This is a genomic window from Methylomonas methanica, assembly GCF_001644035.1.
Taxonomy (GTDB): Bacteria; Pseudomonadota; Gammaproteobacteria; order Methylococcales; family Methylomonadaceae; genus Methylomonas; species Methylomonas methanica_A.
In genome coordinates this window covers 14354-41332 of record NZ_LUUG01000090.1, presented here as the reverse complement: position 1 = coordinate 41332, position 26979 = coordinate 14354, and the positions used below count along the sequence as shown (strand labels likewise).

The window sequence follows — 26979 nt, the reverse complement described above, 5'->3', positions numbered from 1 at the left end:
CAGATTTAGTTATAACTCCCAACGGTGGCTTGCATAACCAAAGCCATCAAAAGTCCAGTAAATAGTTTTTTCATTCAGTTGCCTTTCTGTTGCCGGCTTAGGATTATGCTAATCAAGAGTGCTTTTAATATCGCACTCCAGGCATAAGCTATACCTGCCAGGTTACAGCCGCATGAACAATGCGACCTGCTTTCTTCAAAATTACGCGCTATCCATTTCAAAATGGCAGCCAAACGGCTTTCAGTATTAGCTAGTTTCGTTGCTTCAGAGTGCTGATCTTGGTTCTATATTCAGGCTGGAGCTGACCGTAGTATTTTGAGGTGATTTCCATGTGAATACCTTGCTAGCATTTTAGGTGCTGCCTTTTCTACTGCGTATCCGATAAACCCCGTCAAGCATGCCCATTGCCAAACCACCATTCATTCCGATACATATTCGGCCAGATTTTGAACGCCTCGTATCGGCCGATTGTGTTGAAAAAGGCCGTTTTGCACAAAAAGTGTTTTTTATAAAACTTTATCAGTTAAAACAATAGATTAGAAATTAGGCTGTTGGCAAAAATGGCCTAAAGTCACCCAAAACCGAGTTTTTCAACACAATCGGCCAAAACCCGCCGCGCGGGGGTAGCTTTCCAATTTCAATAGTTAACGCATCCCGTGGCCCAATCGAATGTCCGGTATTCGGCGAGCAAATTGACATTATCACTGGCTCTACTCAGCCTGCATATGGTTCTGTTCCCGACTAAGTCTTGCCTACTGATTCCGGGTCGTTCGGTTTAAGTTTCTATGGTAACTCGTTATACCTTTGTTCTGTTTTCCTGAACTAACAAATTGACCTGCTCCAACAAGGTATCGGTTAATTCCTGGAGTGCTGCCAGTCTGGTCAGCGCCTCTGAAGTCCGGGCAGACGCTTGTAGTTGACAAAGCTCTTTCGTCTGTAGATGCACATGGTCACACCACTGTTTGATAGCTTGAAAGGCGGGTTGGCCATTATATTGGGCGTGACCTTTGCCTTCTAACCATAGGCCGAGTCGAGATCGCAGATGGTTCAATGGCGCTGGCGTTTCTTGTCCACCTTTAAGGCATTTTTCCATGGCGGTGACCCAGGCACGGTGCTGAACACCCGCATATAACACGGATAAGTCATCGCGATTAACCAACACCAGATCGACCCAGCTCGGGTCCGGCGTCCAGGTGGAAGTCCAGTCCAATATTTTGTGCGCGGGCATGGGGCGTGCGATGCCGTAACCTTGAGCCAGTTCACAACCAAATTGGAGTAGTAGCCTGCCGTGCTCGATAGTCTCTACACCTTCGGCAATCGCATGACGATAGAAGGCGGTGGCCAAGCTGAGTACCCCTTCCACAATAGCGAGATCATCAGGATCAACCAGCATGTCATGCACAAAGCTTTGGTCAATCTTGAGCGAGCTGACGGGTAGGCGTTTCAGGTAGGTCAATGAGGAATAACCAGTCCCAAAGTCATCAAGTGCAAATTTTACCCCAATGTCCTGGCAGCCCTTAATAACATTGGATACATGCTCTAAATCCTCCAGCGCACTTGTTTCCAGCACTTCCAGTTCCAAGTCAGCGGGTTGCACATTGGGGTGGGCCGCCAAAATATCACTCAGATATTGGACAAAATCGGTCTGTTGTAATTGGCGAGCACAGACATTGACACTGATAGCTATATTCAACCCAGCAGCATGCCAGGTTTCCAGTTGCGTCAGGGCCGTATCAATTACCCAAGTGCCTAGTATAACAGCCAGCGGATGATCTTCAATCACCGGCAAAAACGCGGCGGGTAGCAACAGTCCTTTTTCCGGGTGATGCCAGCGAATTAAGGCCTCAGCGCCGATAACCTCTCCGGTGCGCATGTTCACTTTAGGTTGGTAATACAGTACAAATTCCTCTGCGCAAATGGCACGGCGAATATCCTCCACATTTTCATGATGACCACGGATACTGCTGTCTTGATGAGCATCAAAAATATGGTAACGGTTTTTGCCCGCTAACTTGGCTTGATACATGGCCTGATCGGCCTGACGTAATAGTTGATCCGCATCGATGTCTTCGCTTTGCGGATAAAAGGTGACTCCCAGACTGGCCGAGACCTGGAGTTGATGGTCCCCGTAATGAATCTGCTGCGCAGCAGCGGCCAGTAATCGGGTCAGCAACGGTTGGCAGGCGTTCACATCGGCCAAATCAACCAGTACCGCAACAAACTCGTCACCACCCAATCTGGCCAGCGTATCGCCGTCGCGCAAAGCCCGCTTCATGTGGTTAGCCAATGCGACCAACAACTGATCGCCAGCTTCATGTCCCTGCTTGTCATTGACTGCTTTAAATCCATCCAGATCAAGAAAGGCCACGGCAAGCTGCTGCCCGCGTCGCTGAGTTTGGGCCATTGCCAATTGCAAGCGGTCTGATAATAACACTCGATTGGGTAAGCCCGTCAGCGCATCATAGTGAGCGATGCGCTCCATCTGCTGGGCATGCATCTTGGTCGAGGTGATGTCAGAGAACAGGCCGACATAGTGGCGGGTTATACCATCAGCATCGCGAACGGCACTGATACTTAGATTTTCGGCATACATCTCGCCGTTCTTGTGCCGGTTCCAGAGCTCACCAAACCAGTAGCCTGTAGTGATCAGGCTATGCCACAAGGCTTCATACACCACTTTATCTTGTTTGCCGGAACTGAGCATGCGTGGGTTTTGGCCCATAGCATCATCACGGCTATAGCCTGTGATTTGGGTGAAAGCATCGTTAACGTCAATGATGGCACCATCCGCAGAAGTGATCAGAATGCCCTCGCGGGAGGTACTAAACACGCTGGCAGCGAGTTGTATTTTTTCTTCAGCCAGTTTGCGCTCACTGATATCGCGGGTGACAGCCAGTAACGCTAATTCACCGTGAGCCTGCATCGGCACGGCATGGGTCTCCATCCAGCGTCGCCGGCCTTTAAGGCCGACGATTTCATAGCGCATTTGCACGGGTTCGCCGGCAAGCACCTGTCGATGTAGATTGGCATAGGCTGAGCGATATTCGGGGGCGACGAAATCCAGAAACAGTCGTCCTGCCACCTGCGCCAACGCATCAGCTTCAATCATCGCCAGACCGGCGGGATTCATCTGAATCAATAGGCCTTGGGCATCCAATATATTGATGCATTCGGGTTCATTCTTGATAATGGTTTCTAGGTGATATTCGCTTTCTCTGAGCGACACTTCGGTGCTTTGGTCGACAAGGACTAACAAGGTGCGCATGTCTTCCTCGGATTCTTCGTGCAAGTGGATGACATGCACATCGCAAGGAATGGTTTGAGCCACTCCCACTTTAACGCCCAATAAATTAAGGATTTGCGGCGCCAGGTTGGTTCTATCGTGAAGTACCTGATAAATCTGGCTACGACTGTCCTGGTCGAACAGTTGCAACGCGGAACGATGTTGCAGTGCCGTATTTTGCCGCAAGCCAATAAACGTGCAGGCTTGACGGTTGGCCTCAACAATAAAACCGCGGCTATCTAAGATGATCCCTGGCAACGGCAGGTTTTCAAATAGAGCGCGATATTGTTCCAGTGCCGTCGAAATCTTGCTCTGTGCGCTGTTGAGCTCCTGATTTTGAATCTCAAGCTCTGTCTGATAGACACGCAGTTCTTCAACCAAATGTCCGATATCAATTTCTTCGAATCTTTCTGGTACAGAACTTAAACCCGAAGAGCCGTGTTCGATTACCTTTTCGGCCATCTCTCGCAACTTTGTCAGATTAACCTGTTGATGGCTCATGGCGTGTTCTGTAGATAGCTGCCGGAAATATTGACGTGACTGATCACAGCCCCGAATTCCTTTCCCGCCACAGGGGCGACATTCATGACGAACCAGCGTTGTTCGGTCGATGAGTGACAGGGATAGCCCATAGAAAACAAGGGCAAGGACCCTTCGAGCACACCTCGCAAGCCCTGAATGGCGGCCCTAGCGATAGCATCGTCTTCATGATTACCTGCTTGGCAAACATCGAGATAATTAACGCCTGGGCCGGAGCGTTTTAATTCTTTGTCGCCATTAGCCATGGCAAAACGCCGCCAGCCGGCGTTGATCATGACAATCGTACCTGCCGGGTCGACCACGGCGATATGTTCCGGCAGCGCGTCGATAATCGATTGCAGCCGATTGACATCGTGATAGGCCGTAACATCCACGAAAGTAGCGACGACGCCGCGCACTGTCGTCGACGCTACTTGGTAAGGTAAGATACGGACAAGATAGGTTTTCTTCAGATCCAGCGTGTTGATTTCGCGCTCAATCATGCGTTCGGTTTTGATCGTTGCCGTCAAGTCGTCCATAAGCTCCGGATAGTTCAAAACATTGGCAACTTCATCCAACGGCCGACCGATGTCCGCATCCCGCAGTTTAAAGATCAGGCTGGCGTCCGGACTGAATCGGGTAATCAGTAGTTGGCTATCAACAAACACCGTGGCTACCCCGGACGCTTTGGCCATGCCGTCAAGATCGGCATGGGCGCGGTTCAGCAGCAACATTTTTTCCTGAAACTCGTCGTTGACTGTATTCATTTCTTCATTAACTGATTGCAACTCTTCATTGGAGCTTTGCAGTTCCTCGTTGGAAGACATCAGTTCTTCGTTAGTCGCTTGAAGTTCCTCGTTGGAGGTTTCCAGTTCCTCAATGGTCGACTGCAAGCTGTCGCGGGTTGCGGCAAGTTCGCGCTGCAGAATGGCCACCCGCTCGACGGTGACGGCATCCAGATTGACCGACGCTATCTCCGAGACATTTTTCGTTTCTACAGCCTCGAAGCACAGCAGCGTCAGTCGCTCCTGATTTTCGTTTGGAACCGGGTGGACCGATATCCTTAGGGTTCGATGCTCACCGTTGTTTAGGGTTACATCCACCAAATCGGAAACTAAAGAGCAGCCATCATGGTTGGCTTTGTAAAGCAATGCCGAGGCGACCGGAATCAAGGGATCGGGTAACAAACGATTAATTTCCAAACTTGCCATGCCCTCCCGGTTATACAGATAGACATTGACATCACCATAGAGATGAACAGCCTCTTGATTTTCATTAACCATGATGGCGGGTGGCGCGAATTTGTTAATTAATGTGGCAAGCCCCGCATCTGACAAACTAACATCGCTTGAGCGCCGTCCGGATTTACTGACGACGGGCGACCTGCGTACTAACGGATGCGGATAAATTGCGCCACCTTGCCGATCCAGAAAAGGCAGCTTTGCCACGCCCTTTCGGCGAAACAACTTGTGTTTGGCGCTGATGCTCTGTAACCCTTCCGTTATAGTCGCTAACGATTCGCTCGGCCCCAACAGCAAAGCGCCATTCTGGTTGATAGCGTATTGCAGCGACCGCAAAGCCCGCTCTTGCGCGGCTGACTTGAAATAAATCAGCGTGTTTCGACACGAGACAAGATCTATTTTGGTAAAGGGTGGATCCGACAGCAGGTTGTGGCGTGCAAACACGATGCACTGGCGTAATTCCTTTTTTACCACGAAGCTATCGCCGTTCTTGTCGAAAAAACGTTCAAGACGTTCCGGCGATAATTCGGCCGCAGCCGACTCGGGATATTGGCCATTCGATGCGGTTTCAACACATTGTGGATCTACATCGGTCGCAAAAATTTTTAGATTGGGCCAGCGGCCTGCACACTCAAACGCTTCAAGAAACAACATGCCAATGGTATAGGCCTCTTCGCCGGATGCCACGCCAGCTATCCAGACCCTGATGGTGTCACCGGCCAGTTTTTTAGCGATCATGGGCGCAATCACTTTATTGGACAGCTCTTCAAAGGTTTCGGGGTCACGAAAGAAACTGGTCACCGAAATCAACATTTCTCTACGTAGCGTCAGCACTTCGCCACGATCATTTTCCAATAAATCAAGATATGCAGACAGTTCTTGCGTTTGGCGCACCTGCATACGACGTTCAATTCTGCGCATCACCGTGGCCGGCTTATAATCCGAGAAATCGATACCACCAATCTGATATAGCAATTGCAGGATGGCCGCCACTACGTCTTCTGGCGGCATCGCTGCATAGGGAATGACTTTTGATATCGCTAGGGCTTCCGTATAAGGCAGTCTGTTAATGTGAGCTACCAGGCGAGCAGGAAGTTCTTCCGCCGATAACACAGCGTCAACGACACCGGTACCGATTACGCTGCGTGGCATGCCGTCAAATTTGGCTGAATCCGGCTCCTGGGCCATCACAAATCCGCCCGCCGCATTGATCGCTACCGCACCACGCGTACCATCCGTCCCCGTACCAGACAAAATAATACCGACTGCCTGTTTGCCGTAGATGTCGCCCAAGGATGACAAAAATATATCGATTGCCAGCGTCAAACCGTGTGGGCTCTTCGGTGTCAGATGAAGATGACCGGCTGAGACATGCATGATGGCGCCGGGCGGTATCAGGAAGACATGATTGGCTTTAATCGGCATGGCTTCTTCAACCATGGTGACAGGCATTTTGGTGTAGCGCGTAAGCAGGTTGCTCATCATGCTTTTGTGATCTGGAGACAGATGCTGGACAACAACGAACGCTGCACCCGTATCGGCTGGACAGGCGTTAAAAAACTTTTCTAGCGCCTCCAAACCGCCTGCTGAGGCGCCTACGCAGACTATGTAACCGTCAAAGCCACTGGTTTTGATATCAGCGGGTAGATCTTTTTTCGATGTTTTTGGCATGATGATGCGTGTTCAATTGGGAGCGGCTGCATTCCGAACAGGGCAATCGCTACCAAAATTATCAAATTCCACAGGTGAATGAGATGGGTAGTAACAAATAAAGTTCGAAGTACTAATTGCACCATTCTGTGATGGAATGTCGGCTGGCGAGCAGAGATCTGCCTGGCATTTCTTTAACTTATTAAAGTGCACCATTTTGATCAAAATTTTTGTAAAAATTAAATTCGGGAGGAAACATGGCATTCGTAAAAAAAGAAAAAGCAGCTGCGATAAAAAATCTTCCACAACTACAGGCTCAGGAAATAACAGAGGAGCCGGTCCCACCATCTAGCCTTCAGTTCGCAGAGATTGCGTATTATAAAGCAGAGAGCAGAGGTTTTGCGCCGGGTTACGAACTGAGTGACTGGCTTGAGGCAGAGCTGGAATTAAGCCTCACCTAGCTCACTGGGTTTCGCCCTTTTAGTGAAAAGAGTGGTTATCCATAGCTGTTTTGACTTCGATTCCTGAAAGCGGCCAGTCTCCAATGACTGCTTTGTAGTCCTCCAGTTCGCGGTATATGGGTTCGGGTGTCTGGCCGGTTTGGAGAAGCGCGACAGCGATTTTGGTCGCCAGGTGACTGTCTTCTTCAGAGTTGTCACCGGAAAGTGGTCAATTGAATTCCGACACCCGAATGCAGCCAGTCTTCACTGCGTTCAACCGAGCCTTAAGAGACCTTGGCGAACGACCGCTATACCAGTCAATTCTCGGTGGCTAATTATTGCTTGGAGGTGCTCAATGTGCTTGCCAACAATCTCTCAAACTCATCGAGAGGCATCGGCCTGCCAAACAAATAGCCCTGTATCGCATGGCAGCCGTGTAGCTCCAGAAATACGCGTTGTTCTTCCGTTTCGACACCCTCTGCAATGACCTCCATACCCAAGCTCATTGCCATAGCAATGATGGTCTGAACGATGACAGCGTCATCCGGATCAGTCGTAATATCACGAACAAAACTTTGATCGATCTTTAGCTGATAAAGAGGTAGCTTCCTCAGGCTGGATAATGAAGAGTAGCCCGTTCCAAAGTCATCCATAGAAAAGCGGATGCCAATTTCACGTAAACTATGCATCTTGAGTATGGTGTTGTCGATGTCGTCAAGCACCAGGCTTTCGGTCAATTCCAGTTTAAGATTGCTTGGGTTAATGGCAGAGAGAATTGCGGTGGCGGGCAAAGCAATTCTCGATCCGGCCAGACCGACATTGGCTAACACGAGCACCATTTCGCGTGGACCTAGCTGAAATTCGAGAACCGTAAGGCTTGCTTCGTAAACGAGTAACAGGCAGGACAAGAAAGGCAAAATCAAGGCATTGAACCTTGTTTTGATTTTCGCAATGAGTTTTCGTTGCTATTTCCCGATCAATCCGGCGATTTTTTGGCCTAAGATAAACACTAGTTTTTCTAGCGGTTGGTATTTACAAGCCTGTCATACCAATGGTTACAGGGCAATTTTACACAGTTATGAAGCAATCCTTATGCTAACCCGACCACATTCAACACAGCCATTCGTCGATTAATGTCGCAACTAAGCTTGTCCAAGTTTGATGAGACGCACCCAGGCCTTGACCGGTTTCGGCATGAAAATATTCGTGAAATAGCAAATGGTCTCGCCAGTTCGGCAGTTGTTGAAAGTTCGGGTTGTTGCCGTAAATAGGCCGATGTTGGTTTGCATCCGGTAAAAACAGACTGATCATCCGTTTAGCCAGTTCCTCGGCCAAGCCGCCCAAACTCATCGAAACCGGCGTGAGTTTATCGTCCAAATGTACTTCAATTAGAAAATCGTCCCCCAGGGCCTTATTGAGTTTACGTAATGCTTCGATCATCAAAAAACCGGTCGGAAACCAGATTGGGCCACGCCAATTGGAGTTTCCGCCCTTTAGCTTCGACTCCGCTTCGGCCGGTTCATAACCCACTTCACCTGTCCCGTATTGAAAGGGCTGTTGCTGATGGATTTTGGAAAGGCTACGGATGCCGAATTGCGACAAGAATTCGTTCCGGTCGAAAACTCGGGCCAGGATACGCTTTATTTGGTTTTGATCTGGGATACTTAAGACGTACGTGGTTTGGCCATGGGGCGAGCTAATGTGATGAGTAAATTGGGCAAAAAAGCTGCGATTCTCTAAAAACCAGTTTAAATTGGCCCGGAAGTTGGGAAAGGGTTGCATCCAGTTTGTTTCCAGACGTTCCACCGCAAATAATGGTATTAGGCCGACTAATGATCTGACCCGGAATTGATGAAAGCTGTCGTCGGCATGGCGCAATACGTCGTAAAAAAAACCATCTTCTTCATCCCAGAGTTGGTAGTTGCGGCCGCCCATTTGTTTCATCGCGGCGCCTATGTAAACATAATGCTCCAGAAACTTGGTCGCCAGACCTTCGTAAGTCTTGTTTTCCTCCGCCAATTCCAACGCGATCCGCATCATGTTTAAACAGTACATCGCCATCCAGCCGGTGGCATCGGATTGCTCCAGTACTTCGCCAGCGGGCAGCGGTTGGCTACGGTCGAGCACGGTAATGTTATCCAGCCCCAAAAAACCTCCTTCAAATACATTATTGCCGCGGCTGTCGACTTTATTAATCCACCAGGCAAAGTTGATTAATAATTTGTGAAAACACCGCTCTAAAAATGCCCGATCCGGGGTGTGATGCCCGCGCTTTTCCATATTGTAAACTCGCCACACTACCCAGGCGTGCACGGGAGGATTCAAATCCGAAAACTCCCATTCATAGGCGGGGATCTGCCCGTTAGGATGCTGGAATTGCTCGAATAACATTAATCGCAATTGCTCTTTGGCAAACGCCGGATCGATTAGCGCCATCGGAATACAGGCAAATCCTAGGTCCCATGCCGCGAACCAGGGATATTCCCATTTGTCCGGCATAATCAGCACCCGCATTGAATTCAGGTGCATCCAGTGGCGATTGCGAATACCCAGTCTTGAGGTCGGTGGTGGGGCATGCGGGCTATCGCCCTTGAGCCACTTGTTTACATCGAACAGATAAATTTGTTTATTCCACAGCAAATTAGCGAAAGCTTGTCGCTGAACATCACGGAGCTCAGCATCCGCATTGACCGGATGAATTTTGTTATAAAAGGCATCAGCTTCCGCCTTCCGTTGACTGAAAACCGACGCGAACTCAGCGAACGGTGCTTCGCTTGCCTCTGGGGTTAAGCGCAATGACAATTGAACGTATTCGCCGGCCGGAATAGTCATCTGAAAATGCAGGCCGGCTTTACTACCTGATTGGGCGGGGTTGATACAGGCTTCCCCGTCGATAAGATAACGGTGGAAGGCATCTTTGGTATAGGGAGTGGTATCTATTGAAGAGGTACCATAGACGCGTTGTTGATTGGTCTCGTTATCGGTGAATAATGGGGTACAGTCTCCATCGGCATAAAGAAAATAGCTTGCCAGTTGATAGGGAAATAGTAGACCCGGCAGGGGTCCGCGTTCGGAGTTGTCGGCAAATAAACATGTGGTTTTAGTGGATTGACCTGCATCGATCAATTTAATCCTGGGTTCATAGCCGCGCGGTTCGCTCCACGCCCATGTATTACGAAACCAGAGTTGCGGCAAGACATGCAACGGCGCTGGTTCAGGTCCGCGATTAAATGCCGTGATGCGAATGCAAATATCATCCGGCGACGCTTTGGCATATTCCACTTCGATATCAAAATAACGCTCGTCGTTAAAAATACCGGTGTCCAGGAGTTCATATTCAGGGCCTTTGCCGGCGCGACGCCGATTTTCATCGATCAGCTCTTGGTAGGGAAAGCGGCCTTGCGGATATTTATATAGATAACGCATATAGCTATGCGTCGGGGTATTGTCCAGATAAAAGTAATAGTCCTTAACATCTTCGCCGTGATTGCCCTCCCAGGCATTGAGACCGAAGGCTCGCTCTTTCAGGATTGCGTCGCGGCCATTCCACAACGCCAAGCTAAAAACCAATAATTGGTAACGATCACAAATCCCCGCTAAACCGTCCTCACCCCAACGATAAGCCTTGCTACGTGCCAGATCATGCGTTAAATAACGCCAGGCGTCGCCATCCGGACTGTAGTCCTCGCGTACCGTTCCCCACGATCGTTCACTGACATAGGGGCCCCATCGCCACCAAGGCGGCATGTCCCCGGTATTCTGACTGATACGCAGATGCTCTTGAGTGGTCATGACAAGATTTTAAAGGTTGGCGGACGGAAAGAGAGATTTAGCTCGCGTAACGCGAGACCAGCATGTAAAAACAAAGCAAGATAGTCATACTGATCTTACCCCCTATTTGGGGTAGTGTGCACAGAGCTGCAAAAGCCGCTACGTAATTTTCGGGGTGCCGATTTACCTTTTTTCATTTTTATGTTTGGCAGTAAACCCAGCGACCCATTTTGAGACTGATTAGTCGAAGCACTAAACTTTACCCTAAACTTATTACAGTTATTTAAGACAAGAGTATCCTGGGCGTCTTATCTTTCAGTAGAATGCCATGGTCACAATTTCCCAGTCAGTCCTTTTATGGGGTCAGCAGTTGTCATGTAAAACCTGGCGAAATCGTGTCAGCCCATCAAGCGCTCATGAAGCCTAACAGCACCCCGCCGATTATCGGCATCGGCGCATCGGCGGGTGGATTGGAAGCCCTCCAACAATTCTTCGCGCACATTCCATTGGGGTGTGGCGCTGCATTTGTCGTCATTCAGCATCTCGACCCCACGCATAAATGCTTCCTACAGGAATTGTTGCAGCGGATCACACCCATGAAGGTCACCGAAGCCGGTGAAGGCATGCAGGTCAAAGCAGATGCGATCTATGTCATTCCCTCCAATAAAGACCTGTCTATTCGCCAGGGTAAACTGCATTTGCTCGATCCCAGCGCTCCAAGGGGATGTCGACTGCCAATCGATTTATTCTTCCAGACGCTGGCAGAAGACCAACATGAACGGGCTATTGGTGTAATTTTGTCGGGCATGGGCTCCGACGGGACAAAGGGCTTAAGGTCCATAAAAGACCAAGCAGGATTGACGTTCGTGCAATCCCCTGATTCTGCTAAATTTGATTCCATGCCGCTCAGTGCCATCGCGGTCGGTTTGGCTGATGTGGTCGCGCCACCCGATGAACTCTGGGAAAAAATAGCGACTTGCCTGCAGCAAATTCGGTGCGGAGAGCCTGTGGTCTTAGAACAAGTAGTGGCCATTGCGTCGCCCAGTGCTCTGGCCCAAATCATAAGCGTGCTCCTGGCGCGAACTGGTAACGACTTCTCTCACTATAAAGTAAACACCCTCTATCGGCGTATTGAACGGCGTATAGATATACACCAGATCAGCAGCATTGCTCTCTACGTTCGCTATCTAAACGAAAACACTCAAGAACAGGATTTGCTGTACAAAGAATTGCTGATTGGGGTCACCCAGTTCTTCCGGGATGCGGCCGTCTGGGAGCAACTCAAAAACCAAGTTATCCCGGCTTTACTGGCCGAATATCCACAGGGTAAGGAGATGCGTGCTTGGGTAGCGGGGTGTTCGACCGGCGAAGAAGCCTATTCGCTGGCGATAGTGTTTAAGGAAGCGTTGATGCAAAGCGGTCTTGAGCACCACTTCACGTTACAGATTTTCGCCACCGATCTTGATACCGATGCGATCGATAAAGCGCGGCAAGGTGTCTACCCTATAACTATTGCCAACGTCGTTTCACCTGAGCGTCTCAGTCGCTTTTTTATTCTCCAAGACAATGGCTACCGCATCCACAAGGACATTCGTGAAATGGTGATCTTTGCGCAGCAAAACCTCATCATGAACCCGCCCTTCACCAAACTTGACTTCCTCTGTTGCCGTAATCTGCTGATTTATTTTGACGTAGACTGTCAAAAAAAACTGATCCCCTTGTTTCATTACGCCCTAACCACTCATGGCCTGTTGTTGCTCGGCAATGCCGAGACGATCGGTAGCTTTACCCACTTGTTTACCTCGATCGATAATCAATTACGGTTATACCAACGCCTTAATGAACCCTTGCCTATCGCTAGTATCGAATTTCCAATCCACTATCTTCCTGTAACCGCCATGAGCCAGACAAACGTTCCTAGTACCCCAGCTGTTTTGAATCTGCAAAACGCAGTCGAGCACCTGCTACTGCAGCACTATTCACCCGCCGCGGTGGTCGTCAATAGCGAAGGGGATATTCTCTATATTCATGGCCGGACCGGTAAATTTCTCGAACCCGCTGCGGGTAAGAGTAACTGGAACATTCACGCCATGGCCCGAGAGGGACTGCGCCATCTACTCGCAGGTGCTCTCAAGCAAGCCAGGGAACAGCCGGAAGCAGTGGTATTACCCAACCTGACGGTAGGCACCAACGGGGGTAGCCAAATGATTAATCTTACCGTGCAGGTCATGACCACCCCGGAAACCTTGAAGGGCATGCTGTTAATCATCTTCACTGAGGTAGCGAAGCCAAAAGAGAGAAAGCGTAACAGCCACTCCCCAAATGCCGAACTACAGGCAGCACTGGATGAATTGCAAAAAGCCCGTGAAGAAAACCAAAGCTTGCGGGAAGAAGCGCAATCGGCTCAGGAAGAGCTGAAGTCGGCGAATGAAGAATTACAGTCGACCAACGAGGAACTACAGTCCACCAACGAAGAGCTCACCACGTCGAAAGAGGAAATGCAGTCTTTGAACGAAGAATGCCAGACCGTCAATGCCGAATTGCAAACCAAGGTCGCTGATCTGTCCTGGGTGAATAATGACATGAACAACCTGCTGAACAGCATGGAGGTGGCGACGGTATTTTTGGACAATGCGTTGAATATCCGTCGTTTCACCAATCACGCCTCGCATCTATTCAAATTGATCGCTGGCGATGCGGGCCGACCGCTGTCTGACATCGTGACCGACCTCGATTATTCGGAATTACATCAAGATGCACAGGGCGTGCTGCATACTTTGGTGTTTGTGGAAAAACAAGTCAGAACCCACGATGAACGCTGGTTCAAGGTACGCATTATGCCGTATCGCACCCAGGACAACGTGATTGATGGCGTAGTAATCACTTTAATAGACATTACTGAAACCAAGCGGTTGGAGGCGCAATTGCGCGGGCATGATGCATGAAAAATCAACCGTTAATCCCCACCCAATATCCTATCGAATTTCGTCGGCGCGCGGAACAACAACTCGCGGCAAAACCGGACATCGTTGCGACCACACTCAGCGACGACAAAGCGCTGATTCATGAACTGCAAGTGCTGTTGATTTGCGTCTAACCCCGACCCTGGTTGTATGATTTTATTTTATGAGAGCAATTTTTCAAATTGCTCTATTGAAACAGGCTTGCCGAATAGATGTAAGCGCCCTATTAACCACGTCTATACCTTCTGATTGAAAGAGCAGAAGATAGTGTCCACGGATAATGGGCTTTGTTGCACAAATCCTGTGATTACCAAACTACCCCTTACCCCAAATCAGCTAGGCGGATTTAGGGCATGGCAACGGTTATCGGCCTGCCCAGTTGGGTAAACCGATTGAGCAGTGCCGCTCGAATTTGCAGCTCAGCGACCTGGCTTTTGAAGAGTCGTGCCTTGACACGCTCTCCCAACAGTTTGAAACAGCGCATTTTGGTTTCGACCAAACTGCGACGATGATATCCACTCCATTTTTTCCAAATGGCCCGACCCAATCGCTGCATGGCCCGCAGCGTTTCGTTTCGAACGCTGGCGCCCGTGGTGTTTTCTCTCCAGGGCTGGCCATTTTTTCGCACGGGAATAATGGCCTGGGCCTCACGTTCTGCAATCGCGGCATGAGCCCTCTTGGTGTCGTAAGCGCCGTCACCGCTGACCGATTCGATGCGTTCGTCAGAGGGAATCTGATTCAGTAAATCCGGCAAGACTTGAGCATCGCCCACGCGATTGGAAGTCACTTCAATCGCCCGAATTTCTAAGGTTTCAGCGTCGATACCCAAGTGCACCTTGCGCCATTGGCGGCGATACTCGGCGCCGTGTTTCTTGGTTTTCCATTTATGCCCTTTGGGTACTCACCCTCGCCTAGCATCTTCACGCCTGTGCTATCAACGAGCAAATGCAGTCCCTTTAAGTTTGGGCGATAGGAAATGCAAACCTGTAAACGCTGCTGGCGACGACAAAGTGTTGTGTAATCCGGCGTCAACCAATCGAGACCTGACAACTTCAACAGACTGGCTACCATCCCACTAGCTTGACGTAACGCAAGCCCGAACAGGTTCTTGAGCATCAGGCAAAACTGGATGGCCGCATCGGAGAATTTATCAGCTCGTCCGCGTTTACCGCTGCCTGGCGACAGCCAGTGCATTTCTTTATCAATCCAAAGCAATAGCGAACCGCGTTGCTTCAAGGATTGGTTGTAGTCTCGCCAGTTGGTGGTTCGGTATTTCTGTGGTTGTGGCTTGGGCATTCGGGCTGCAGGTCAGTCAATTTGACCGTGACATGGGGATGGGATGACAGCGGATTTATGCAACAAAGCCCTCCGCAATCTGAATTAACTCTACCTAGCTGGCCTGAGGGTTATACCCACAGGGCACCTTGTCCACGCTTTGACCAACGCCGGAACCCTTCTCGCGCGTGGAGGGGTTGGGCAAAGGACGGATAACCCGGATTACGCTATGCGATAACAGCTTCATAAGCTCGATCCTGGCTAGCCATTGCCCATAAAGTTCGAGCATTTTTGTTAGCCAATGCCACGGCGGCTTTATTAAAATCGCGTCGTTCTACCAAGGCTTGTAGCCATCGGCTTAAAGGATCGGTTTTGCTACCGCAACATTTCACAACCGCTCGTGCACCGTGGATCAGTAGCGTTCGCAGATAGCTATTGCCGCGTCCAATAACACGTGTTTATCGCTACTGCTATGTTGACGCGGCACCAAGCTTAGGCTCGCGGCATAATCTAGGCTTTTGGCGTAACCTTTGCCTTCGCCGATTTCGGAAGCCATGATAGTGGCTGTGAGTGGGCCGATACCCGGCACCTCAAGAAAACGACGACTGAGCGTAGTTTGCTGACAGAGTCGGTTAGATTCGACAGTCCTGTGCTTTTATGGCGTCATCCAGCAATTTTAGTTGTTCATATTGTTCAGCAAACAGTTGTCGGCTTAAGGCTGACAACGTATTCTCCGCATCTTCCAAAATGAGCGGTAGGTGCCGTCTCACCTGATTAACGCCTTGAGGTAACGTAATGCCTCGTTCGCTCAGAAAACCACGAATTTGATTGACGAGCCCGGTGCGTTCAGCCACCCGTTGCTGGCGCAGGCGATGCAACATCTGTATGTCTTGCTGCGTCTGGTTTTTCACCGCAACCGTCCGCTTATTTGGGCGGGTCACTGCGGTGAAAATAGCCTCGGCATCGTTAAAATCGTTCTTGTTACCCACCACAAAGGCCTTTACGAAGCGAGCGTTTAGCAATATGACTTCGTGGCCAAGCTTGGTAAATTCGCCTGCCCAATAATGCGAACCGCCACACGCTTCGATGCCGATCAGACTTGCCGGCAAGTTAGCAATAAACGCCAGTAATTCGCTCCGTTTCAGTTTCTTCTTTACCACGTTGCCACCCGCAGATTGGCTGTACAAATGGAAAACGTTCTTTGCGATATCCAAACCCACTACGTTACTATTCATTTCGGACTCCTCTTTGTTCCGTCATTAATTGTCTGGTGCATTGTGACACCGTGGGAGTGAGGAGGAGTCCGTGTCATCATGTTGGGTCGAAACGAGGCGACGCGGACGAATCGTGGCGCCGCAGGCATAAGCGGTCGCGTAATTTTTGCCGATTTTTTCCTGCTGGGATGCTCGAAAAAATCTTTCGGCAAAAATAGCGACTCCCCGGTATCGTAACAGTCGCCTTTCCTGCGCATAATGCAAAACAACGGGTGTTTGCTCAACAGCATTTGGTGAGACGCTAAGTAATTCTGACTACCTTGATCCACATGCGGCATCAAACATTTTAGCTGGATCATAGGTACCCATCGGTTTGTACGGCACCGAACCGACATACCTCCAAATCAAACATTAGACTCTATGCTACGCCGTCAATTAACGCCGAGCATCAATAAAACAACATAGGGGATAACTAATGTTTAAAAAAATCGCGATAACCACAAACTTGATCGCCTGTTTGGCGAGTTTTTCGTTGGCTAATGCCGCTGATATCTGTATGGAAGTTAAAACTGAAAATACAGCTGCTGACATTTCCCCTATTGGTCAATTAGAAATTGCGGATTGCAAAGACATTTGGACAACACTCAAGGCAAGCCACAAATTCCCTGGTATTTTTTGGCAAACGCCGCCCAAACTGCTCAATCTCTGTTACGTTTCAAGCCCCGAAGGTATACGGGCAAAATTAGGTTCAAAGGATGTGCTTGTCACCAGCAAATCAGCCTGGACCTCGGATTTAATTCCCAACCCCGCCGGTGGAGACTTTTTGGCTAATGTCATCAGTGAGTGGACGATTCGGAATTCTATCAATAACGCCGTAATCGGCAAAATTCACTCGATGGAAACACTGGACGTCGTCAACTCCAAGGAACTCTCAGTCATCATTAGTGGAAGTGGAAAATTATCTGGCGCCAAAGGCTCCATTAGGATTCATTCCACCCCACTTGAAATTGATCCACTAACTCAAACCGTAACATTGCTAGAAATAAACCATCTTTCAGGTAATCTCTGCATCCAGAAATAAAGGTTTTAATTCGATCGGTTTCAACTTTAGATATTCAGCCGTCGAGCCCGACAGGGCCAGCGCAATACCAACAAGCCACTACGATTACTTCGTTGACGCTGCTCCATGCGCGTGAATACAGATCGAATCCCCGAGTTAGGATTGATTTGGAAAGCAAAATATCTAACGAGGTGGTTTGTAGATAGCAAATATCGATAGGTCTGATTCAACTTGGTTGAACGGCAGCTAGTTACCTGATATCGGCTCTGAGCTAGTACATGCGCGACAGGCCGGTTTGGGTCGAAACTGTTAATTCGTTACTTCCAAAAGCCGACATTCACTTCTGGCGTCATGGCATCGGAATCGATGGCCTTGGTTTGACTCGAAATCAATGGCGGTTTTCAATCGGAATGGGTGGCTGGTTTGGAGTGGAATATGCACCATTCCTTGAAATCGTCCGGTAATGGAATATCGATACCTGTTTTGCAACATCGGACAAAGCCTTCATTAGTGATATAACCAACGCCGCTCACTTCACGGGGTATTGGTTTTCTCTTTTTCTGTTTATCAGTTTCGCCTGGATGCCCATCGGTTATTAGTTCTTCAGTCATGATAATCATGTCTCCCGTAGGTATCTTCGTTAACCAATGTGGAGTGCGCATACCGGGTGTTTGCTGAATCAATAACAACCGCGGGGCTTGTTTTCAGTCGTCAGAAGCCGCAGATTGCGGGTGCAATCATGTCTCAATCGTTCGGGCTGATTTGCCACCAGATGATCGGACTGGACGGCATTACCATAAGCAGTAATTAACCATTAACTATCGTTCCACCGTTGGTATGGAGAACTTGCCCGGAAATATACGAAGCATCTTCGGACGCTAAGAAAACAAAGCAGTTGGCAACTTCTACCGGTTGCCCGGTCCTGCCCATCGGTACATTTTCACCAAACGATTTGACGTGCTCAGAAGAAAAAGTTGAGGGAAAAGCGGTGTCCAGATAGGTCCCGGAGCGACACCATTTACTCTGATGTGTTGTTCAGCTAGAGCGAGAGACAAGGATCGGGTAAATCCCACGATAGCTCCCTTCGTAGTCGAGTAGCTGTGGACTACCTTTGTAGGTAGTTACCGAAGTGGTATTAATAATCGTACTTCCGAGGGTAATGACGGTTTTCTCCACTGCCTCCCGGCAAAAATGTTCATCCCCAATATCTCCCGCGATAACCAAGCATTTTTGGCCATCCTCGCTGACCAAGCGCTTAGTCTCTTCAGCATCTTGATGCTCGTTGAGATACACGACAGCCGAATCAGCACCTTCCTTTGCAAAGGCCACGGCAACAGCTCGACCAATACCGGAGTCTCCGCCGGTAATTAAAGCTACTTTACCTTTGTTTGTCCTGATAGTTCGGATCATGGGATTGGGGCTTTGGATTCATCTCGGATTCCAGTCCAGGCTGGCGATCCTGATGCTGGAGAGGATTAGGGGGTTCTGGATGTTGCTTATCGGCCACGACGCCTCCACTATAATGTTTTAGTCAACAATAATTCAAAAATATTTCGACAGAGCATGAATGTTCAGATCTGCCCGGATGCAAAATGGGCTGACCTATCTCCCTATTGAATGATTGCCGTGTGCTTGGAGAATCGATTAAACATAGCTCCTTCTCCATTATTTAACAACGCATAGATTTAAGATAAGTTCTTCTGTGCAACAACGCGCATAAAATTAAACTTTGAAATACGGGAACGAAATATTGGTAAGCGGCCCGTGCTACCGCGTTAACAAACCAAACTTGAAGCGCTGTTGCCCTGACAAGGTGGTCGATCACCCAAGGGCTTGACAAGGCCGATATTGTAGGAGCATAAGGATTGCTTCGTAAACGATTAACAGGCGGGACAAGAAAAGCAAAATCAAGGCATTGAACCTTGTTTTGATTTTCGCAATGCGTTTTCTTGTGCTATTTTCCGATCAAACCGGCGATTTTGACCGTAAGATAATCGCTCGTTTTTCTTGCAGTTGGTATTTACAAGCCTGTCCTATCAACGTTTTCGGGGCAATTTTACGTATTACAAAGCAATCTTACGGTACCCCATGTTTAATCTGAAGGAATACAGATGCTTTCCGATGGGTTAAATAAAATACCGCTCTTGCCGCTAAAATCGGCCTCAATAATGTACGAAAAACTGCGTGGCTACGGTGTGTTATCGGAATCCGGGACAATTGACTTTCCGCGCATGATCATGGTCGCTATTGTCCAAATTCGCAAAAATACTTAAGGTCGCCACATGTCGACAGCTCTTCATCTGCATCCGATCCCAAAGCGCCCGGCTACTAATGCTGCTAACAATTTGCTGTCGGAATTGTGCAACCATGCATTCCCACTAGCGACGCCAACGCAAGAGTGAAACTCGATCAGCTCGTCTTCTCTCACGCTGGCAAGCCTCTGGCGCTCAGTTTCAACGGGTTTCACCTTTTCAACAACAGCGATACTAGGGTGTGGCCCGCGCCCTGGAGTCCACGGGATACTCCATGGGGTTGCCCTTGCCGTTCACGACCTGCCGGTTGTTGGCACGGGGGCGGCGCCTGGATTCGGCATGATCGGCCGCGCCGGCTTGTGGGCGCGGGATAGGGAATCCGGCTGTCATAATACGATGTCGTCCTCGTCCGCGATGTGTAACGTCTCCTTGGCTTCCAGCAAAGTGTTCTCACGGGTCTTGTCCAGGTAGCCTTTGCTTTTGTCGATTTCCCCGCTCAGCGATTCCACGGTTTTTTTCATGTTGGCGAGGGCTTCGAGCTTGTAATTGGCCACCATGTCCATGGTGTCGTAGATGTTTTTGAACGCCACGGCCAGTTTGTCCAGACTGACCGCCGCTTCGCCGGCTTGCTGCTGTATCTGCCCGGCCTGCTGTTTGAGCAATATCGACGTGGATTCGATCAGGTTGCCGGTGGTGGCGCGCAAGGCGCCTATCTGATCCAGCACCAGTTTCTGGTTGGCCAGCGCCTGCGCCACGATCACGGCTGTGCGCAAGGCAGAGACGGTGGTCGTGGTGGCCCGGTCAACACCCTTGATCAGTTCCAGATTGTTCTTGCGGATCAGATCCATCGCTAGATAGCCCTGGATGGTCACAGCGAGTTGGGTCATCAGGTCTTGCACCTTCTGGCGCAGGTAAAACAACATTTCCTCGCGAATGATGCGCGCCTTTTCCGGATCGACCGGCTCGATTTCGGCCAGTTTACCCTCCAGCGCCGCATCAATACTGCGGCCCACGTGGATGTACTGCTCCAGCTTCTCCATGCTCCGCCAGGCGTTGACTTTCTCCTCTTCAATGGCCGCATTGTCCTTGCGTAGCTCATCCTGGCCGCCGTAAAGAGCGACGATGATGGCATCGATATGACTTTGCGCCGATTGGTATTGCTGGAAATAATCGTGCAGCCGGTTACCCCAGGGAAACAGCCCGAGCAATTTGCGCGGTTGCAGCAGGTTGCCCTGGCGGGCGGGATCGAGTGCTTCCACCTGATTGCGCAAATCGACCAGCGAACGAGAAATTTTCGAACCCTCATTGAAAGCGCCAGCATCCAGCGCTTGTGCCGGACGCGCCAGCAGGCGGTTGGAAATGGCCGCCGCCTCCCGAGTTTCAGTGCCGCCCAGATTGTGAACGCTTTCGACCTTGGCCTTGAAGACAGGGCTTTGGCTGGATTCGGCCAACACCGTATCGATAAATTCGGCGACGCGCAGGTCCAGTTTGGCGACGGTGTCGGCCTGCAATTTGATCATGGAAACCGCTTGCTCCTTGGCTATCGGCAAGACCGGGGCCGGTGCGGTCAGGGTTTCCGGTGGGGTAAGTTCGGGGGTGTCGCTCATAGGTGTCTCCATGGTTCTGTCGTTGTTCGCGCGCTGGTCTGGAAAGGGAATCGACTCGCGGGGCCTCCACCGGTCGTTGTTGTCCGGCGCACAAGGCTATAATAACCCAGATTGCATTTGCGCCTTATCGGTGCCGGCCTTGCTTCCGGGGTGCGATTCAAACTGAAGTGTTTTTTATTTGGAGTATCATGGGTTTTCGACCAAGCTCACTTGAATATCGATTGTTTTGAGGGCACCATGCGATTTTTTTCGAAATCTTCCGAAACCCGCAAACTCGAGCGGGATCTCGACCATCGCCGCCTGGGCGGCGTGTGCAGTGGTTTGGCGCGTTATACGGGTTTCAGCGTTACCGCCGTTCGCTTCGTTTTCCTCGGTTCCGTATTCTTCAGTTTTAGCCTGACATTCTGGCTTTACCTTGTGTTGTGGATACTGCTGCCGGGCCGCCGGTCATCGGTTTCGGAACTGTCATGGCAACTGCGGCGCAAGGCCCAGCGCCTGGAAAAACTGATCGATGCCACCCATGCGCGATTGAGCCAGTCCTCGTCCCGGTTAGCGCTGGAGCATACCCATCAGCTCGTCCTCAGCTTGCTACCGGATTTCGATGGCCTACCCAATCGCAAGGACAATGAACTGGTCATGGCTAAACGCGCCGCACTGGAAGAACTACCGAATATATTGGAGCACTACCTGCGTCTGCCGCCTTCCCATTCGGAGCGTCCAGGCGGAAAAGCGGTCGAGGAACGTTTGGGGGAGGAATTAAGCCGCCTTGAAAACCTGTTGCGAGGGGTGACGGAACAGCGCTTTTATCAGCGGATTGAGGAAACCAGCGGCAATCCATATGTTTTCGAAGGTATATCGCGTAACCCTAGCCTTCTGTCCGTCAGGCAGGATCTGGAATCCCTGCAGCGACGCATCGCGGGCAGGGTTGACGGCGAGGTGGAACGGAAAATCGCAGGCATCATCGATGCGTTGCTGTCGCTGTTGTCCCGCCTCCCGCAAGACACCGACGCAACCGACCCCAATCTTTACAACGTCCGGCAAATCGCCCACGACTACCTGCCAAGCGCCATCGAGCGCTACCTTGCCCTGTCCCCCGCGCTAGCCCGCACAGAGCCAGTGACCCAAGGTAAAACGGCGCATGCCTTATTGTCGGAACAACTGGACGTACTCGACCAATCGCTAGGCAAAATGCTGACCAGTCTGCACCTGAATGACGCCCAGGGCCTGCTGATCCACGGACGGTTCCTGCGCGACAAATTTGTGGAACATCCGGACGATTGGCTCAAATAAGCATGCTGCCACACTGCCTTCTTGTAAGGTATAGTGTGTAACCCAGTCGTCTGTCCGATATTCGGCGGCAAAATTGACATCATCATTGCCTCACCCCGCCTATTTCAGTCATTCCACCATCCCAAATCAGTTCAGTAAATTCTCTTGCGGCTTTCAGCCCGTGAGCTTGAGACACAACCCATGATTTTCAGCACGGAAACAGTCGCGGTATGGGGTTACCTGTTCAACAAAACCGAAATGTAGTCGTCTGATTTCGGCAACTTTATTCATCTTTTCCACTCAAGGATTCTCGGAAAAAAGTTATTGAACAACCTGGGGGGTAAGAAATTTTTCGACACTTCTTTACGCCAGAGCTATGGAAAATTTTGCAGGCGGTTAAGCAACCTTCATCCATACACGCAGGATCTCCGCTACGCTCCAAGCCTGCGCGATACAGCCTCGCGGGGCGTATACACTTTCGGCATCGAACACTTCGCTGACGGAGCCGATACAAGCCTCATGCAAATGTCTCTCCAATAATTGATCGAGAAAATCACGCGCCTCTTTTCGCTGGTCTGGATAAACGCGTAACCAGGCATCGGTATAAGGTCCCAGTAGCCAGGGCCAGACCGTGCCTTGATGATAAGAGGCATCGCGGGCGCGAAGGTCGCCATGGTAATGGGATTTATAGTCGGGATGATCCGGGGACAAGGTCCTAAGCCCCACCGGCGTCAACAGCCGGTCTTTGACAGCCTGAAATACCGAGTGCCAATGCGCCTGATCCAATACCGGATGGGGTAGCGATAAACTGAATACTTGATTGGGCCGACACGCCGGGTCGTTTTGACCGCTTTCACCGTCGACCACATCGTACAGGTATCCAGTCTGGGCATTCCAAAACCGCTGATTAAAGCTAAGGCGGGTGACATCGGCACGCTTTGCCATCTCGATCGAGTTTGAGCTTAAGTTTTCCTCCTGCAGCCATTTTTCCATAAGACGCAGCGCGTTGTACCACAAGGCGTTGATTTCAACGGCTTTGCCGCGACGCGGTGTAACGACCCAATCGCCTAATTTGGCATCCATCCAGGTCAACGCGTAGCGCGGATCGCCCTGGACCAGCAGACCGTCACCGGGATCGCAATGTATCCCGAAGCGAGTGCCCCGAACATGATGTTCGATGATATCCAACAGTTTGGGCAGCAATTCCCTGAGCAAAGCCCGGTCTCCAGTACGCTCGATATAACGGTCCAGCGCATGGAAAAACCACAGCGTCGCATCGGCGGTGTAATACACGCCCTCGCTTTCTCCTTCCGGAAACAGGTTGGGAATCAGGCCGTCACGCAGATGATGGGCAAAAGTACGCAGAATGTGCCCCGCCTCGGAATGGCGTCCCGTAGCCAGCGTCAGGCCCTCGAGGCTGATCATGGTGTCCCGTCCCCAATCGGTAAACCAGTGGTAACCGGCAATGATAGTTCGCACATCGCCGCCGGTTGCACAGATACGAGACGTTTCGCTACCCCTTTCGACCGGCGCGATAATAAACTGGTCGGCTGCCAGCACCAACTGTTTGGTCAAGCCGTTATTCAGTTCCGGACGCGCCGCCGCCAGTAAACGTCGACGCCGTTCCAGTTCGGCCTGAAAGGTTTCCGCAGGCGTCAGCGCCATGGTGCTTTCCCGGCTTTCCGCAGAAGCTATCAAGGTGACATCTTTACCGACGGCCAGATCAACGCGAAAATAACCGGGGCTCCATAGATTACCCTGAGCTTCATAGCCTCTTTGTTCCTCTATACGGTAAAGAATGTCGCTGAAGCGTTTGGCTTCAATCGTGAATGCCGGGTTCTCGCCATCGACATACAGACGCAAAGGGGGCATTGAAAATCCATGGATTTCAAGACGTCCGGCGGAGGCTTTAAGATCGTAGGAATCCAGTGGAAAGCCTTCGGCCAAAGAAGCTTCATGGCGACGAAAATGCACGGCTAAACGAATCTTGAGCCTTAACGGCCCGGTGCCTGACACCAGGCGATATTTCACCAGAACGGTATTGCTCATATAAGGCATCATGATCCATTTTTCAATCACATGGTCTGCCACTTCATAGCGCCATACCGGTAAGCCCGATTCCAGGCGGAATTCGCGCAGACTGGACATGCCGTAAAGATCGAGCGATCCGTCCGCCAATTCGATGCCGCCTATTTTTTGGCTGCTGCCATCGGGAAACCGAACCAACTCGCTGAGTTGATTGAGCATCACGTAGCGGCCGCGAGGATCGGAAAGCGCAGCGGTTAAAAGGCTGTGGAAACGGCGGGTGGGTACGCCCGAAATGGTTCCTGACGCATAACCGCCAAGACCGTTGGTGACAAGCCATTCGCGTTTCAGTAACTCTTCCTGCTCCGCGGGGTCTCCGGTCCAAAGGGTTCGAATACCAATATCATTGTTCATGTTCAACACCATCCTTTGCTTGTTTAATAGGCTGTAACACCACGGCGGATTCGCCTTGAAGATACCACGGACCTTTCAAGGGCCAGCGCGGCATGCCCATTCCGCCGTAACGAGGATCGTCGCTGAACCACATGGCATCCCAGACACAGTCCTTCGGCGGGGCCAATAGCGGTTCCGGCGCCGGCACCAGATGAAGATCACGGCTCAGATTAACCAATAAAAGCCGGTCATCACCCGAATTCTCCCCGAAAAAACGTATCACCCAGGCATCCTGGCTTAACACTGCGCCATCGATGCGGCTGCTTCGCTGGCTGGCTTGAAACGCTTGATCGTTACGGCGCATACTTAACAAATCGAGGTGTAAGGCATATTCCTCCTGATGCTGAATACGCTCATTCAAATCCAGTTTTGAAGCGGTAAAGGTTTGTGGGTCACCGGGATCGGGTAGTTTGGCCTGCATTTCAGGTGTTGCCAAGGCACGAAATTGGGCTAGAAAATCTGCGCGTCCTCGCGCCACCAAATGGGCAGTTTCGTCCTTGTGGTCGGCGAAATAAAAGAATGGACTGGTGGCTGCAAACTCCTGGCCTTGAAACAACATAGGCGTCTGCGGTGCCAATACGAACAGGGTTGTCAAAGCCCGGTAGCGGTTAGGGCTGGTTAATAAGTGGACGCGTTTGCCACTGCCGGAATTGGCTAATTGATCATGGTTTTGGATGAAGTTGACGAACTTGGCCGGAGGCATGTCCAGACCTAGGGTTCCGCGTGCTTTGTTCTGCCATGAGTACCATTGACCTTGATACAAGAAACCTCGCTTCAACGTGGAGACAAATTCCTGAGCCACGCCCCGGTAATCGCTATAGTAAGCATCCGCGCGCCCTGTTAACGCCACCATCGCGGTGTGGTGGAAATCGTCGTTCCATAATGCATCGAGGCCGAAACCCCCGTGTTCGGTAGGCAAAAACAATTTTGCATCCTGCGGCTCATTCTCGCCGACAATAAATGTCTTACGCGGAGCTCCGGCGCTACGCACTGCCTTCACGATCGCGGCAATAATATTTTCAGCAGAGCTGTCGAAGATTTGCTGAGTTGCGTCAAGCCGCAGACCGTCAAGGTGAAACTCTTTAATCCAATAAGCGGCATTGGCGAGTACATATTCGCGCACGCCGACTGCATTCGTGCCATCAAAATTTAGCGGCTCTCCCCAATCGCACTGATAGCGACTAGAAAAGTAATGGCTGGAGAATTTCGATAGATAATTTCCATCCGGTCCCAGATGATTGAAGACCACATCCAGAATCACGCCAAGGCCCACGGAGTGAGCTTGGTTTACGAAATAGCGAAAATCGTCGGGGGTGCCATAAAGCCGTGTCGGCGCAAACCAGTTGACGCCATCATAACCCCAGCCGAACCGACCCGGAAAATCGGCCACCGGCATGATCTCCAGCACCGTCACGCCCAAGTTGGCCAGTTCAGGTAGCTCTCTGGCCGCAGCGAGCCAACTGCCTTCATGCGTAAATGTACCGATATGCATTTCATAAATGACCTGGCCATGGGGCTCAATACCTGTCCAGGCGGTGTCCGTCCAGTCGAAGGTTAAGGCATCGATCACTTGCGACGGCCCGTGAGGCCCCTGGGGTTGAAAACGCGAGGCGGGATCAGGATAGGGTTGCGGGTCATCATCCAGCAGGTAGCGGTATAGGCTCCCTACACAAGCATCTTGCAAAATCCCCGAAAAATAACCGTTTCCCTCGCTTGATAGTTCAATTTCGGTCGGCGGTTTAGGAGAATCAATCGCTTCAACCTGCGAATGAATGACCAATTTCACCGTTTTTCTTTCCGGTGCCCAGACACGAAAATGCACGCCTTTTCCGGGCACTCGCTCCGCTCCAATTGGGAAGCGGCGGCCATTGACTAATTCGCTGTTTATCGGTTCGCGCACGATTATTGCTCCAAGTAAGCCACTAAGGGTATCGTCATAAATAACTACCCGAAATTC

At 50.6% G+C, this 26979-nt stretch carries 18 protein-coding genes and 1 pseudogene; 5 read left to right on the top strand and 14 right to left on the bottom strand.

The genetic code is table 11. From position 1 onward, the window contains the following. Positions 1-796: 796 nt before the first annotated feature. Together A1332_RS16555 and A1332_RS16550 are read right to left on the bottom strand one after the other, a co-directional pair. The gene (locus A1332_RS16555) at positions 797-3784 is read right to left on the bottom strand and encodes an EAL domain-containing protein (protein WP_082879740.1); all 2988 of its coding nucleotides are present in this window, start codon (positions 3782-3784) and stop codon (positions 797-799) included. Beyond that, positions 3781-6714: a chemotaxis protein CheB gene (locus tag A1332_RS16550; RefSeq protein ID WP_064009540.1), complete on the bottom strand. Its 2934-nt coding sequence runs from the start codon at positions 6712-6714 to the stop codon at positions 3781-3783. Before A1332_RS16550 ends, A1332_RS16555 begins: the two co-directional genes overlap by 4 nt. Before the next feature lie 236 nt (positions 6715-6950). Between A1332_RS16550 and A1332_RS16545 the strand changes: the two genes are divergently transcribed. Then, positions 6951-7154, top strand: a complete 204-nt coding sequence (locus A1332_RS16545; protein ID WP_064009539.1) for a DUF2934 domain-containing protein — start codon at positions 6951-6953, stop codon at positions 7152-7154. A 314-nt stretch (positions 7155-7468) separates the two neighbouring features. Here A1332_RS16545 and A1332_RS16540 read toward each other — a convergent pair whose 3' ends face one another. Together A1332_RS16540 and A1332_RS16535 are read right to left on the bottom strand one after the other, a co-directional pair. Further along, complete coding sequence (locus tag A1332_RS16540) at positions 7469-8056, bottom strand: EAL domain-containing protein (protein ID WP_331709883.1); 588 nt, start codon at positions 8054-8056, stop codon at positions 7469-7471. Between the two features lie 187 nt (positions 8057-8243). Beyond that, on the bottom strand, positions 8244-10925 hold the full coding sequence (locus A1332_RS16535) for an MGH1-like glycoside hydrolase domain-containing protein (protein WP_064009537.1): 2682 nt from the start codon (positions 10923-10925) through the stop codon (positions 8244-8246). 374 nt (positions 10926-11299) lie between these two features. Here A1332_RS16535 and A1332_RS16530 point away from each other — a divergent pair, with 374 nt between their 5' ends. Together A1332_RS16530 and A1332_RS25380 are read left to right on the top strand one after the other, a co-directional pair. Further along, on the top strand, positions 11300-13849 hold the full coding sequence (locus tag A1332_RS16530; RefSeq protein WP_231890333.1) for a chemotaxis protein CheB: 2550 nt from the start codon (positions 11300-11302) through the stop codon (positions 13847-13849). Further along, the gene (locus A1332_RS25380) at positions 13846-14001 is read left to right on the top strand and encodes a hypothetical protein (protein ID WP_157204034.1); all 156 of its coding nucleotides are present in this window, start codon (positions 13846-13848) and stop codon (positions 13999-14001) included. The genes A1332_RS16530 and A1332_RS25380 overlap by 4 nt, the downstream gene beginning before the upstream one ends. 212 nt (positions 14002-14213) lie before the next feature. On the opposite strand, the pseudogene A1332_RS16525 reads toward A1332_RS25380, so the two are convergent. The 3 genes and pseudogenes from A1332_RS16525 to A1332_RS26080 form a co-directional block, all read right to left on the bottom strand. Beyond that, a pseudogene (locus A1332_RS16525) lies at positions 14214-15163 on the bottom strand (IS5 family transposase). Between the two features lie 391 nt (positions 15164-15554). Then, positions 15555-15698 carry a hypothetical protein gene (locus tag A1332_RS26085; RefSeq protein WP_231890332.1) on the bottom strand — a complete coding sequence of 48 codons (144 nt, stop codon included), beginning with the start codon at positions 15696-15698 and terminating at the stop codon, positions 15555-15557. Between the two features lie 76 nt (positions 15699-15774). Beyond that, complete coding sequence (locus A1332_RS26080; RefSeq protein ID WP_231890331.1) at positions 15775-16377, bottom strand: IS110 family transposase; 603 nt, start codon at positions 16375-16377, stop codon at positions 15775-15777. Positions 16378-16831: 454 nt separating this feature from the next. Between A1332_RS26080 and A1332_RS16515 the strand changes: the two genes are divergently transcribed. Then, on the top strand, positions 16832-17437 hold the full coding sequence (locus tag A1332_RS16515) for a hypothetical protein (protein ID WP_064009536.1): 606 nt from the start codon (positions 16832-16834) through the stop codon (positions 17435-17437). 380 nt (positions 17438-17817) lie between these two features. Here A1332_RS16515 and A1332_RS16510 read toward each other — a convergent pair whose 3' ends face one another. From A1332_RS16510 to A1332_RS16500, 5 genes are all read right to left on the bottom strand, one after another. Next, the gene (locus tag A1332_RS16510; protein ID WP_157204033.1) at positions 17818-18027 is read right to left on the bottom strand and encodes a hypothetical protein; all 210 of its coding nucleotides are present in this window, start codon (positions 18025-18027) and stop codon (positions 17818-17820) included. A gap of 196 nt (positions 18028-18223) precedes the next feature. Beyond that, positions 18224-18346 (bottom strand): SDR family oxidoreductase, encoded by a 123-nt coding sequence (locus A1332_RS26350; RefSeq protein WP_197492586.1) that lies wholly within the window; start codon positions 18344-18346, stop codon positions 18224-18226. Next, positions 18322-18489: an SDR family oxidoreductase gene (locus tag A1332_RS26345; RefSeq protein WP_269454664.1), complete on the bottom strand. Its 168-nt coding sequence runs from the start codon at positions 18487-18489 to the stop codon at positions 18322-18324. Before A1332_RS26345 ends, A1332_RS26350 begins: the two co-directional genes overlap by 25 nt. Further along, positions 18452-18826 carry an SDR family NAD(P)-dependent oxidoreductase gene (locus A1332_RS26070; RefSeq protein ID WP_231890330.1) on the bottom strand — a complete coding sequence of 125 codons (375 nt, stop codon included), beginning with the start codon at positions 18824-18826 and terminating at the stop codon, positions 18452-18454. The genes A1332_RS26345 and A1332_RS26070 overlap by 38 nt, the downstream gene beginning before the upstream one ends. 1228 nt (positions 18827-20054) lie before the next feature. After that, positions 20055-21275: a toxic anion resistance protein gene (locus tag A1332_RS16500; protein WP_064009534.1), complete on the bottom strand. Its 1221-nt coding sequence runs from the start codon at positions 21273-21275 to the stop codon at positions 20055-20057. 237 nt (positions 21276-21512) lie between these two features. Here A1332_RS16500 and A1332_RS16495 point away from each other — a divergent pair, with 237 nt between their 5' ends. Next, positions 21513-22565 (top strand): PspC domain-containing protein, encoded by a 1053-nt coding sequence (locus A1332_RS16495; protein WP_082879741.1) that lies wholly within the window; start codon positions 21513-21515, stop codon positions 22563-22565. 375 nt (positions 22566-22940) lie between these two features. Here A1332_RS16495 and A1332_RS16490 read toward each other — a convergent pair whose 3' ends face one another. Next, the gene (locus A1332_RS16490) at positions 22941-24983 is read right to left on the bottom strand and encodes an amylo-alpha-1,6-glucosidase (RefSeq protein ID WP_064009545.1); all 2043 of its coding nucleotides are present in this window, start codon (positions 24981-24983) and stop codon (positions 22941-22943) included. Continuing rightward, positions 24973-26922, bottom strand: a complete 1950-nt coding sequence (gene treZ / locus A1332_RS16485; RefSeq protein ID WP_197491489.1) for a malto-oligosyltrehalose trehalohydrolase — start codon at positions 26920-26922, stop codon at positions 24973-24975. The genes A1332_RS16490 and treZ overlap by 11 nt, the downstream gene beginning before the upstream one ends. Positions 26923-26979 lie beyond the last annotated feature (57 nt).

Coding starts and splice junctions, on each gene's coding strand:
- A1332_RS16550 (WP_064009540.1), bottom strand. CDS start 6,714: ATGCCAAAAACATCGAAAAAAGATCTACCCGCTGATATCAAAACCAGT.
- A1332_RS16555 (WP_082879740.1), bottom strand. CDS start 3,784: ATGAGCCATCAACAGGTTAATCTGACAAAGTTGCGAGAGATGGCCGAA.
- A1332_RS16490 (WP_064009545.1), bottom strand. CDS start 24,983: ATGAACAATGATATTGGTATTCGAACCCTTTGGACCGGAGACCCCGCG.
- A1332_RS26085 (WP_231890332.1), bottom strand. CDS start 15,698: ATGGCTTCCGAAATCGGCGAAGGCAAAGGTTACGCCAAAAGCCTAGAT.
- A1332_RS16495 (WP_082879741.1), top strand. CDS start 21,513: ATGCGATTTTTTTCGAAATCTTCCGAAACCCGCAAACTCGAGCGGGAT.
- A1332_RS16510 (WP_157204033.1), bottom strand. CDS start 18,027: ATGACTGAAGAACTAATAACCGATGGGCATCCAGGCGAAACTGATAAA.
- A1332_RS25380 (WP_157204034.1), top strand. CDS start 13,846: ATGAAAAATCAACCGTTAATCCCCACCCAATATCCTATCGAATTTCGT.
- A1332_RS26350 (WP_197492586.1), bottom strand. CDS start 18,346: ATGGGCAGGACCGGGCAACCGGTAGAAGTTGCCAACTGCTTTGTTTTC.
- A1332_RS16515 (WP_064009536.1), top strand. CDS start 16,832: ATGTTTAAAAAAATCGCGATAACCACAAACTTGATCGCCTGTTTGGCG.
- A1332_RS16545 (WP_064009539.1), top strand. CDS start 6,951: ATGGCATTCGTAAAAAAAGAAAAAGCAGCTGCGATAAAAAATCTTCCA.
- A1332_RS16535 (WP_064009537.1), bottom strand. CDS start 10,925: ATGACCACTCAAGAGCATCTGCGTATCAGTCAGAATACCGGGGACATG.
- A1332_RS26070 (WP_231890330.1), bottom strand. CDS start 18,826: ATGATCCGAACTATCAGGACAAACAAAGGTAAAGTAGCTTTAATTACC.
- A1332_RS16500 (WP_064009534.1), bottom strand. CDS start 21,275: ATGAGCGACACCCCCGAACTTACCCCACCGGAAACCCTGACCGCACCG.
- A1332_RS26080 (WP_231890331.1), bottom strand. CDS start 16,377: ATGAATAGTAACGTAGTGGGTTTGGATATCGCAAAGAACGTTTTCCAT.